The organism is Frankia sp. AgB1.9 (genome assembly GCF_016786355.1).
Lineage (GTDB): Bacteria > Actinomycetota > Actinomycetes > Frankiales > Frankiaceae > Pseudofrankia.
On the sequence record NZ_JADWYX010000278.1, the window covers coordinates 1 to 1,016 of the forward strand.

Genomic DNA, 1,016 nt, shown 5'->3' on the forward strand with positions numbered 1-1,016 from the left:
CCGAGCGGACTCGCCGGGCGCCGGCGCGGCCGGGGCCCGCGGGGCGCGGGGGCCGCCCCCGCCCGGCTCGACCGTCGGCCGCTGACACCGTTCAGTGCCGGGTCGACGTCGGCCGAGGGCTCACCGCCGACCACCGCCCGCACGCCGACTCCCGCGGCCACCGGCACGGCCGCGGAGCCGGGGCCCGGCGCCGCGGCAAGGGTGTCACGCACGGCGTCGAGCACCATCAGCCGCAGGTCGTCACGCAGCGAGTCCAACTGGTGGGCGAGCTCGCCGCGCAGGTACTGCCGCGTCGCCGCGTCGCTCTGCGCCAGGCGCAGCGCCGCGACCTCGCGGGCGAGGAACTCCGCGTCATCCCTGATCCGAAGCGCCGCGGCGCGGTCCTCCGCGAGCGACGCCTTGTCCCGGTCGTCCTGCCGGTTCTGGGCCAGCAGGATCAACGGCGCGGCGTACGCGGCCTGGGTCGAGAAGGCCAGGTTGAGCAGGATGAACGGGTACGGGTCCCAACGCATCAGCGGGATGGCCACGTTCAGGCCGATCCACACCACGACCAGCACGGTCTGGATCGCGAGGTAGCGGCCGGTGCCGAGAAAACGGGCGATGCGCTCGGCGCCGCGGCTGAACGCCTCGCGGTTCACCCCGCGCGGCAGGAGCATGGTCCGGTTGGGCGCCGGGATGTCGAGGCGCTCCGTGGCTCGCCGGGACACGACACGGCTGGCGGTGGTCGTGATGCTCATGGAGGTTCCCCGTTCCGCGCGCCTGGCCGCCGGAGCAGAGCCGTCGGGTCGCGGCGCACACGTTAGAGCAGGCCGCACGACGGCGGCCCGGGCCGAACTTTGGCAAGATCGGCCAACCCCACCCAGGGAAGGACACTGGACGGCTGCCGGGCGCATGCGCGCCGGGCAGCACGGCGCGGGGGGGGGGCCCCCCCCCCCCCCCCCGACTCACCCGGTTGTGCACTGCGTCTCGGGGGAGCAGGCGCGCCGTGTGGCACGGGGGATCGCGGACAGGATGGC

Annotated in this window: 1 protein-coding gene; it reads right to left on the minus strand. The window is 75.6% G+C overall.

Annotated elements, in window-relative coordinates; all coding sequences use genetic code 11:
- Positions 1-737 (minus strand): DUF1003 domain-containing protein (locus tag I6A60_RS41100; RefSeq protein ID WP_238437300.1); only part of this gene is annotated, 737 nt, incomplete at its 3' end.
- Positions 738-1,016: the final 279 nt, after the last annotated feature.